Annotated in this window: 6 protein-coding genes and 1 pseudogene; 6 read left to right on the top strand and 1 reads right to left on the bottom strand. The window is 64.2% G+C overall.

Features of this window, described 5'->3' with window-relative positions; genetic code table 11:
* Nucleotides 1-318, top strand: a pseudogene (locus tag ACFTZB_RS37785) (hypothetical protein); the annotation flags it as partial.
* A 739-nt stretch (nucleotides 319-1,057) separates the two neighbouring features.
* Here ACFTZB_RS37785 and ACFTZB_RS37780 read toward each other — a convergent pair.
* Nucleotides 1,058-4,327 carry a protein kinase gene (locus tag ACFTZB_RS37780; protein WP_378439845.1) on the bottom strand — a complete coding sequence of 1,090 codons (3,270 nt, stop codon included), beginning with the start codon at nucleotides 4,325-4,327 and terminating at the stop codon, nucleotides 1,058-1,060.
* Nucleotides 4,328-4,876: 549 nt separating this feature from the next.
* Between ACFTZB_RS37780 and guaA the strand changes: the two genes are divergently transcribed.
* The 5 genes from guaA to ACFTZB_RS37755 form a co-directional block, all read left to right on the top strand.
* Nucleotides 4,877-6,463 (top strand): glutamine-hydrolyzing GMP synthase, encoded by a 1,587-nt coding sequence (gene guaA, locus ACFTZB_RS37775; RefSeq protein WP_378439842.1) that lies wholly within the window; start codon nucleotides 4,877-4,879, stop codon nucleotides 6,461-6,463.
* A 378-nt stretch (nucleotides 6,464-6,841) separates the two neighbouring features.
* Entirely contained in the window at nucleotides 6,842-7,582 is a 741-nt protein-coding gene (locus tag ACFTZB_RS37770; RefSeq protein WP_378439840.1) for a GntR family transcriptional regulator, read from the top strand.
* A gap of 182 nt (nucleotides 7,583-7,764) precedes the next feature.
* The gene (locus ACFTZB_RS37765) at nucleotides 7,765-8,169 is read left to right on the top strand and encodes a RidA family protein (RefSeq protein WP_378439838.1); all 405 of its coding nucleotides are present in this window, start codon (nucleotides 7,765-7,767) and stop codon (nucleotides 8,167-8,169) included.
* Nucleotides 8,170-8,212: 43 nt separating this feature from the next.
* Nucleotides 8,213-8,980, top strand: coding sequence for a GntR family transcriptional regulator (locus tag ACFTZB_RS37760; RefSeq protein WP_378439836.1), 768 nt, complete (start codon nucleotides 8,213-8,215; stop codon nucleotides 8,978-8,980).
* Nucleotides 8,977-10,174 (top strand): NAD(P)/FAD-dependent oxidoreductase (locus ACFTZB_RS37755; RefSeq protein WP_378439834.1); only part of this gene is annotated, 1,198 nt, incomplete at its 3' end. The genes ACFTZB_RS37760 and ACFTZB_RS37755, both read left to right, overlap by 4 nt.

Here is a 10,174-nt window from a genome sequence, read left to right as displayed (position 1 = left end):
CGAAGCGTCGCCCTCGGCATGAACGCATCGGTCAATTCGATTGCGGGCGCGGTGGTGCAAGTACTGATCTTCGCCATCCTCGGCAGTTCCGTGGCCGCTGTCGTGGCCGGCTCACCGGTATACACACCCGAGGCATTCCAGGCGGCCTACCTCACCGCAGGCGCCGTCGGAGCCCTCGGATTGATCGTTTCTCTGCTGATTCCACATGGCCGCCGCCAGCCCAGATCGGAACCCCCGACCTCCGATCCCCAGTCGGATAGCCCCCTCCGGACAGCGCCCGCACCGGCGATCGTGGAGCCGCTGCCAAAGGGACCGTAGATGATTTTGCGCCCGAACGCGGCGGGCAGTCGAGGAATCGGCAAGACATCGGGATGAGCATTGGCCACAAGCCGTGTATCGAGGGTTGTCGGGAGGCCTTGGTCGCCGGTGCCTGATGACGACGATCAGCGAAAGTGCCCAGACGTGCTCGGCGACAGTGCTTACCTGTGAGCGGTGATTGCTGTATCGGTTGGCGTGGTCGGGTGGCGGCTTTGCGGAGGTTTCGGAGCGCGCGTAATGATCCCCGAAGGCGTAGGAGTCCCATCCGGAGTGAGCTCGACGGACCGGTGCAGTAGCCGTTCGAGGATGGCCGCGTCGACGGTGGGGTCACCGAGGACCTCACCCCACTCGCCGACACCACCAGCCCGCACTAACTTCACCAGGCGTGGTGCGTCGATCGCCCGCCACCGGGCCTGGCCGGCCCGACCGGCTTGCAGGTCATCGCCATCCCGGTCGCCTGGCGAACCTCCGCTCCTCGGTGGCTGGCGTCCGCAAACACAATGTCTCAAAAGCCGATTGAAGCTTTGAACCGGCGGCCCGGATCCTCGATTAGGACCTGCTACCCGTAGATCGCGGTGTCGGCGACCTGTCGGCGGTTCTGGGGATGCAGACAATCGGTGTCACGACCCACCGAGGGCGCCACGTTCGCTCCGAGGTCGATCCGACTTGCCGAACAGCAGAACTGTGACGAGACCCCGCGATCGGAGTGCCGTCGCGGAGAACTAAAATCAATTGCGCGTCAGTGTTGTCGCTGTTCAGCAACCCAAGCGGCGATCTGCGCTCGTGAGGTGAATCCGAGTTTTGTCAGGATGTGTTCGACGTGGCCCTGGGCTGTGCGAACTGAAATGACCAGGCGCCCAGCAATGGCTCTGTTAGTCATTCCCTCCGCGACTAGGTCAGCAACTTCACGTTCACGTTTGGTCAGCTCCGTCGAGGGAGTTGTAACGGATTCCGCGGCATTGGGCTGCTCGCCCAAGGCATAGCTGGTCGCGGCATCAAGACTCAACGAGGTCCCTTCACGGTAGGCAGCTTTGTACGCCCGCGGACCTAACACCCGAAGGGCAGCTTGCTCGTATTTCTCATGGTAGTTGGGCAGATGAGGAACGGTCACACTAGAAATCCCTGCCGCTTTACCAAGCATCTGGGCAGCGCCCATCAGCACGGCTGATTGCCGCGCGGTCTTGTCGCTATAACCAACCCATGCCAGTGTTTCCAACGCAGCGGCCGCCATTATCGGATCCTGCTGCTGCCTCGTGAGGCGAACCGATTGGCGCAAAAGAAGGACCGCGCGGTCTCTGTCACCCCCGCGCCATGTGGCGAGGGCCATCGCCCCGGAAGCGATTGACCGATACACGGAATCGCCTCGCGTCTCCGTCATCTCAAGAGCCTTCTTGCAATAGTCCATGGCGCACTCTGAGTTGCCACTACGTTCGTATGCAAGTCCGAGCGCGAGAGTCACCCGTATTTGTGTGCTGATGTCGTTCATCTCTACGCACTTCCCGAGAGCAGCCTCCAAACATGAGCACGCCCGAGGAGAATTACCGTCATATAGTTCAATAAGCCCCTCGGTGAACTCGACGAACATGTGCACGACGGAGTCGTCAGACTCCCCGGCGAGGGCTTTCGCCTGCTTGAATAGGTTAGTAGCCGCTACGCGGTCACCTTGACCCTCAGCCATCGTGCAGTTGCGGTACAGGGCTTTGGCGCGGACAGCTGTCGCGGCACCTGGTCGACTGAGCGCACGATCGAGCCAGTATCGTCCCTCTCCAAGCTGGCCGTGGGAGGCCCAGAACGGCTGCATCGCGGTTGCTAACGAAAGGCCGACCTCGGACCCCATTCCGTCATTTGCAAGACAAAATTCCAGCGCCTCTCGAAGGTTCGGCTGTGCGCGGTCGAGTCGGGCGATCCACTCGAGTTGTCTGGAGCTGATCCACTCTGCATCGGCATCGAGGGCGAGTTGCCGGTACCAGTCTCGATGCCGCTGACCCACCGTGGCGAATTCCCCGAAGTGTTCGAGTTTCTGCTGACCGTAAGTGCGCAGCGTTTCGAGCAGACGGAACCGAACTCCTGTGCCGGCTCCCTCGCGGATGAGGATGGACTTATCGACCAGCGAAGTCAGCACGTCAACCATACCGTCCAGTTCGCAGGCGGAAGCACATACGTATTCAGCACCGTCGAGCTCGAAGGTGCCAGCAAACACAGACAGCTGCGCCCAGAGTCGTTGCTCATCTGAATTACACAGCTCGTAGCTCCAGTCAATACATGACTGCAGAGCCTGTTGGCGGTAGGGGGCGTCGCGGGTTCCACGGGTGAGAAGAGCATACTGATCGGTCAGGCGCTGCAGGATCTGCTCCGGCGACAGCACCCGTAATCGGGCTGCCGCCAGTTCGATGGCCAGCGGTAAACCATCCAGGTGATGGCAGATTTGCGCCACGGTGGCGGTGTTGTCCTCGGTGAGCGCGAAGCCGGGCGCAGCTGCAGCAGCACGATCGACAAAGAGATTGATCGACTCGTACGCGGGTGCACCCTGCAAGTCCGGCCGCCGATTCGGATCGGGAACGGTGAGCGGCGGCACTCTAAGCACCGCCTCGCCACCAATGCCTAAGCACTCACGGCTGGTGGCGAGGATCCGAATCTTCAGGCAGGTCTGAAGGAGAACCTCCGCCGCACGGGCAGTCGCGTCCACGATCTGCTCACAGTTGTCGAGCACCAGAATGAGCTTCTTCGACGCGAGAGCCTCCGTCAGGAGCTCAAGCGCCGGGCGCCCCTGTGGACTCAACCCCAACGCAGCTGCGATCACCCCCGGTAGCAGAGCTCCGTCACGCAGCTCGCCGAGTTCGACCAGACACACCCCATCTGGAAAATCACGCCGTACACCCGTAGCCACCTGCAACGCCAAGCGGGTCTTACCGACCCCGCCGATGCCCGTCAGCGTCACCAATCGTGATTTCGACAGCAGACGCTTCGTTTCAACAAGTTCGGAACGGCGTCCAACGAAGCTTGTGAGCTGCAGGGGAAGACCTCCTCGCGCTGTTGCTACAGCCCGTCCAACCACGCGGTAGCTTGAGCCGGGTGATACCCGGCTCTCTCGGCGAGCTTCGGCTGATCCGACGGCCGGCTTCTCCGACAGCGCCATCTCGTCGACCGGAAATCCGCGGCTAGCTTGAATATCCCGCAGCGTGTCGCCTAGCGCCGCAGGGGAAGGTCGTTCTGATGGGTCCCGAGACATCGCTTGCTCCACCACTGCGGACAGATCTTTACCGTATTCACCGACTTGCAGACCAGGCACCGGTGCGGTCGTGATTCGCAAGAATTGGGCGACCAACTGCTCGCCGCTGTGCCGTTCGAACGCCGCGTGTCCGGTGAGGGCCGCGAACAGCGTGGCGCCCAATCCATAAACATCGGAGGCAGAAGATGGTGGATGGCCGCCAAGTACTTCCGGGGCAGTGAATGAAGGTGACCCTGCAACTGAGCCCTCGGTGGTTTCGAAGCCCCCCGCGAGGCGTGCGATCCCGAAGTCCGTCAGCACGGGCTCTCCGTAGTCAGTGAAAAGGATGTTGCCAGGTTTGACGTCCCGATGCAGAATGGCCGCACGGTGAGCGCTCTCGAGCGCACCCGCAGTCTTCACTCCGAGCCGTAGGGTCTCCTCCATCGTAAGGGGACCCTGATCACGAATTCGGGTGTCTAGCGAGCCCCGGGAGTAATACGGCATCACCAGATAGGGGCGGCCAGTGTTTGTGGTTCCGATCTGCAGCACCGCGACGATGTTTGGGTGACCTGTCAGTCGCCCCATGGCCTGTTGTTCCCGCACGAACCGCTCTCGGTTCTCGCCCTCGAAGTCCGCGGTCAGAATCTTCACCGCGACGACGCGGTTCAATTCGATCTGGGTACATCGGAACACTGCACCAAAACCGCCACGGCCGATTTCCAGGGCATCGCCAAACCCGACGTCTTCTAGTTCCGCCGTGACCTCAAAGCGTTGAGTCTTCGACGGGTCGATTTCGCCCATCCATGGGACCTCGTACTCCAGTAGTTCAGCCCCTCCCAGGATATCGTCGCTGACGCCGAAAAGGTGGGCGATTTTTGGCCCATTCTCCAAGAAAACCAACTGGTTGGTGCTGTATCGTCCTCTCGGGGTGGCCCCGTGGAACTATCCACCTTGCCGATGGCTGCCTGGAAGATTGGCACATCCTCGCCGCAGGCAACACCCTGGTGATTAGGTCGTCCGAGCAGGTCCTTCGACGAGACTGAAGTTTGCTGAACTCGTCGGCAACCTGCTGCCTGCCGAACGCTGAACGTTGTCACTGGTGCCGGACCAAGAACGTCCCCCGACAGTCACGACAACCCCAGCCGCATCGACCCCGGCACCGTCTCAGGGAACTCGCATCTGGTGCTCGCGAACCAGGCGCCGTGGGTGAATTCAAGGGCTCCGGAAACGGCCGCGATCTGTTTATCTACGTACTCGATGACTACACCCGTGCCAAGCACGTCATGCACAACCATGGGCGCTGACCCCCAGTCTTACCGTGGCGATAACCACGAATCTAGACTTTGATACGTGGTAGTCCCCCAAGAACTTCGCTTCAGCCAGCAGAGACCGGTCCTTGTCGTCGATTTCGGCGCGCAATACGCGCAACTGATCGCGCGACGGGTGCGTGAGGCGAACGTCTACTCGGAGGTGGTTCCACACACCGCCACCGTCGAGGAGATTACCGCCAAGAACCCTCTAGCGATCGTGTTGTCGGGTGGGCCGTCGAGTGTGTACGCAGACGGGGCGCCGCACCTCGACCCGGCACTGTTCGAACACGACATCCCCGTTTTTGGGATCTGTTACGGATTCCAAGCGATGGCCGGTTCACTCGGTGGCACCGTCGCGCATACCGGCACACGAGAGTACGGTCGCACGGAACTCCAAGTGACCGGAGGCGTGTTGCACGACGGCCTGCCCGCGCGGCAGCCGGTGTGGATGAGTCACGGTGACGCCGTCACGGAGGCGCCCGCGGGATTCGAGGTGACAGCTACGAGCGAGGGTGCCCCGGTCGCCGCGTTCGAGGACCGCGCGCGCAAGCTCGCCGGCGTTCAATACCACCCCGAGGTCCTGCACTCGCCTCACGGCCAGCAGGTGCTGAGCCGCTTCCTTCACGAGATCGCGGGCATTCCACCGACCTGGACGCCCGCCAACATCGCCGATGCGCTGATCGAACAGGTGAAGGAGCAGGTCGGCGACGGCAAGGCGATCTGCGGTCTGTCAGGCGGCGTCGACTCGGCCGTAGCGGCCGCGCTCGTCTTGCGGGCGATCGGTGACCGACTCACCTGTGTGTTCGTAGATCACGGTCTGATGCGTGCCGGCGAGCGGGCGCAGGTGGAGCAGGACTTCGTCGCCGCCACCGGTGCCAAGCTCATCACCGTCGACGCCGCTGATACCTTCATCGGTGAGCTGGCCGGGGTGTCCGAACCGGAGGCCAAACGCAAGATCATCGGCCGCGAGTTCATCCGGACGTTCGAGGGCGCCGTCAGCGAAGTGCTGGGGGAGAGCGCCGCGAACGGCGAAACCGTCGACTTCCTCGTCCAGGGAACGCTGTACCCGGACGTCGTGGAGTCGGGCGGCGGTACCGGCACCGCCAACATCAAGAGCCACCACAACGTGGGCGGGCTGCCCGAAGACCTGCAGTTCACTCTCGTCGAGCCGCTGCGACTGCTCTTCAAGGACGAGGTGCGTGCGGTCGGTCGGGAGCTCGGCTTGCCCGAAGCGATCGTGGGGCGTCAGCCATTCCCCGGTCCGGGCCTTGGCGTCCGCATCATTGGTGAGGTCACCCGAAGTCGGCTGGAGATCTTGCGCCACGCGGATTCGATCGCGCGCGAAGAATGCACGGCGGCTGGATTGGACAACCAGATCTGGCAGTGCCCGGTGGTGCTCCTGGCCGACGTCCGCAGCGTCGGTGTCCAGGGCGACGGCCGGACGTATGGTCACCCTATCGTGCTGCGTCCGGTCTCGAGCGAGGACGCGATGACCGCCGACTGGACGCGGTTGCCGTACGACGTCCTTGAGCGGATCTCGTCTCGGATCTCCAACGAGGTCGCCGACGTCAACCGCGTGGTGCTGGACATCACGAGCAAGCCCCCGGGAACCATCGAATGGGAGTAGACCGAAGGGATTCGGATGACTGCGACCTGAGGATCCGCGACGCCCGTGTTGCAGCTCCGATGCGAAATGCGCACGAGTGCTACGAATTTGACTATTCGTGACGTGGGAATGGGCACCTCCGGAACAACCGAGGGGTTTCGCCCGCCGGGAGCACCCTTCCTGGGCAAGGTGAGGTTCCGTACCGACGACGTCGTCATCCGCTGATCGAGCCGTGGCCGCAGGCATCGCCGATGATCGCGGTGCCCCGACCGACCTGCAACTCGGCGGTCGCGGCCTGCAAGCAGTGCCTGTGTTCAAGCGGCACCGGGTGAAATGTCGACGGTGTTGGCGGCGCCAGCCGGCGGTCGGGTCGGCACCGAGCCGGGGTAAACTCGAGTCGTGCCTGGACAGGGGGAGAGCGTGCGGACGGAGCCGGAACAGGCGCCTACCCCTCCCGCCGCCGTCCCGACCCGTCCCCCGGGCGTCGTCGCCGCGCCGCTTGCCGAACAGGTCTTTGACACCCTGCGGGGGTGGATCGTCAACGGTCAACTGCCTCCCGGCCGCCGGCTGGCAGTGCGGGAACTCTCCGAGATGGTTGGCACCAGTGCGATGCCGGTGCGCGAAGCAGTGCGCGGACTCGTGGAGGCCGGACTCGCCGTTCACGAACCGTACAAAGGCGCTCGGGTCCGAGGACTCGATGTGGGCGAACTCGAGCATGCCTATGACGTGCGCATTCTGCTCGAAGGTGAAAGCGCCCGTCTCGGGGCTGTGGCTGCGGGGCCGGACGTAGTCGCACGCATGCAGGAGCACTGGCTGCTGCTCGAGGAGGCGGCTCGCGTCGGGGACGTGACCGAGGCGCTGCGACGGGACGAGCTCTTGCTCGACGAGCTCTACACGGCTACCGGCAACGACGTTCTCTCTGAGATCATCCACGGACTGTGGGATCGGTGCCGCCCCTACAAGGTGCTGTGGGCCAGTGACGCCGCCAGCCGAGGGGACGTTCACATCTGGCACTACAAGCCGGAGCTGATTGCCGCGGTCGACGTCAACGACGGGGCGGCAGCGGAGCAGGTCCTGCGGCGGTCGTACACGGCCGCGAAGAGCTCGCTGCGCGCGTTGCTCACCCGCGTATCGCGCTGACCGACTTCAGCGGCAAGAAACCTCGACAGCAACCCGAATTGCGGCCGTTCACCGAGACCTAAGCGATATTTGATCGAAAATCTCCTTTTCCTTGACTTCGATATTCGATCAAATCTAGAGTGGCTGGTGTCACATCGACGACATCCTGCAAGCCACGCAACAGCATCCCGGAGGTTTCTTTTATGACCAGTACGAACGGTCTCGTCGAGCGGGAATTGGTCCGCCTGAAGTCGACCCCGGCCTCGGCGCCCTACTCTGCGGCCGTCGCGCTGGGGGATCTGGTCTGGACGAGTGGCGCGTTGCCGGTCGAGGCCGACGGCAGTACGTCGGAGGATTTCGCCACTCAGGTCCGCACGGCCCTGTCGAACCTGGAGGCCTCGCTCCGCGCCGCCGGCGCGGACTGGTCGACGGTGCTCAAGATCAACGGCTACGTCGCCGATATCGAGAAGCTGCCCGAACTCAACGAGGTCTACACCTCGGTGGTGACCGTGCACGGCGCGCCGGCCCGCACCACGGTCGAGGTCTCCCGCTTCCGCGGTCGCACCGCGGTCGAGTTCGACGCCGTCGCTTACCGCCGACAGACCTGAGCAGCACCACCTCTCGCAATCGCATCCACGAAGGGTTCTCACCATGATCGACGCCTCCGAGTCCAGCGCAACGCGATCTACTCGCGCCGCCGCGCCGTCGGTCGCGCCCACCCTGAGCGCTCCGCTGTCGGCGCAACTGAAGCACCGGGTGTCCTCGTCGCTGCTCGCCGACCAGGTCTTCGAGGCACTGCGCGGCTGGATCGCGCAGGGGGAGTGGGAACCGGGTAAGCAACTGCGGATCCGCGAAGTCGCCGCACAGGTGGGCACCAGTGACATGCCCGTCCGTGAGGCCTTCCGGCGACTGGAGCAGGCCGGTCTGATCGTCGTCGAACCGTACCGCGGCGCGACAGTGCGGGTGCTGAGCATCGACGAGCTCGAACACGTCTACGACATCCGCATCATGCTCGAGCCCGCCGCCGCCCGCGACGGTGTGGAACGCTGCGACGACGGTGTCCTGGAGCAGATGCACCACCACTGGGGACTGCTGCAGGCGGCGTCCGAACGCGGTGACGTGGTCGAAGCCGTCCGGCAGGACGAACACCTACTGATGGCGCTGTACTCCGCCGGCCCCAATGACGTGCTCCTGAAGATGGTCCGCGAGCTGTGGGATACCTGCCGTCCGTACAAGAGCCTCTGGGTGACCAACGCCATCGAGCACGGACTGGCCACCTGGAGTCATATCACGCACCTGCTCGACGCGGTCGAACGCCACGACAGCGACGCCGCTCACAGCATTCTCGACCGGACCTACCGTGACGCCCGCGCCACCGTCCGGCAACTACTCGACACACAGTCAGGAAGAAACCAGTGAGGACCACCGTCGTCGGTGCGGGAGTTATCGGACTCTCGTGCGCATACGAACTCTCCGAACTCGGCCACCAGGTCACCGTCGTCGATTCCGGGGCCGTCGGTGCCGCGGCATCGGCCGGCAACGCCGGCTGGGTGACCCCGTTCCTGTCCACCCCCCGCGCCGCACCGGGTGCGGTCCGGGACGCGCTGCGCAGCTTCACCAGCACCGAGGGACCGGCCCGGATGCGCCCACACCTCGAACCCGCTTTCGCCGGCTGGATCACGAAGTTCCTGCGCGCGAGCACCAAGAAGCGGAACGCGAAAAGCACTGCCGCCCTGCAGGACTTCGCCCGACCCGCGCACAGCTACTTCGATTCGCTGATCGAGCGGGGCGTGAGCTTCGAGCAGTACACCGACGGGCTGGCGGTGGTGTTCAAGGAGGAGGAGAACCTCGTCCACTACGAACAGATCGTCACCAAGATGCGTGCGCTCGGCTACGTGGGCAGCGTCAAGGTCTACCGCGGTGAGGACGCCGCCGAGTTCGACCCGGCGATCCGCCGCGACCTCGCCGGTGCGCTGCACCTCGAGAGCGAACGGCACGTGCGGCCCGAGACGTTGTGTCAGGGGCTGGCGAAATGGGTGCAGGCAGGCGGCGGCGAGGTCGCCGAACACGATGCGGTCACCGCGATCACGGCCCGCAGCAGCGGCCAGTGGATGGTGACGACCGAGTCCGGGCGGGAGATCGTCGCCGACAACGTCGTCGTCGCCGCCGGCTACCCCAGCCGCACCCTGCTCGCCCCGCTCGGAGTGACGGTGCCGCTCGAAGCGGCGAAGGGCACCAGCATGACCGCGCTCGGCGAGGGCACCGCCCCGGCGCATCCGCTCAAGCTGTACGAGAACATGGTGGCCTGCTCACCGTTCGGCAACGCCGTGCGGCTGTCGGGAACCTTCGACATCGGCAATCGCGATTTCACGCTGAACCAGAAGCGCCTCGACATGGTGGTGCGGCAGGGCCTGAGCTTCCTCGAGGACTGGCGCCCCACCGACGTCGAAATCCAGTGGGTCGGTCACCGTCCCACCTCCGCCGACGACCTGCCGATCATCGGCCCGGTCCCCGGGCCGGCGGGCCTGTACCTGGCCACCGGCCACGGCACCCTCGGGGTGACCCTCGGCCCCGTCACCGGCGCCCTCGCCGCCAAGGAAATCGCGCGTCACG

It is taken from the genome of Rhodococcus sp. NPDC057014 (genome assembly GCF_042673295.1).
Taxonomy (GTDB): Bacteria; Actinomycetota; Actinomycetes; order Mycobacteriales; family Mycobacteriaceae; genus Rhodococcus_F.
The sequence above is the reverse complement of the archived record's forward strand: the minus strand, read 5'-3'. Positions and strand labels throughout refer to the sequence as shown.

What these genes read in the sequence shown, in the direction of transcription:
- ACFTZB_RS37780 (WP_378439845.1), bottom strand. Translation starts at nt 4,327, where the DNA reads ATGGGCGAAATCGACCCGTCGAAGACTCAACGCTTTGAGGTCACGGCG.
- ACFTZB_RS37765 (WP_378439838.1), top strand. Translation starts at nt 7,765, where the DNA reads ATGACCAGTACGAACGGTCTCGTCGAGCGGGAATTGGTCCGCCTGAAG.
- ACFTZB_RS37760 (WP_378439836.1), top strand. Translation starts at nt 8,213, where the DNA reads ATGATCGACGCCTCCGAGTCCAGCGCAACGCGATCTACTCGCGCCGCC.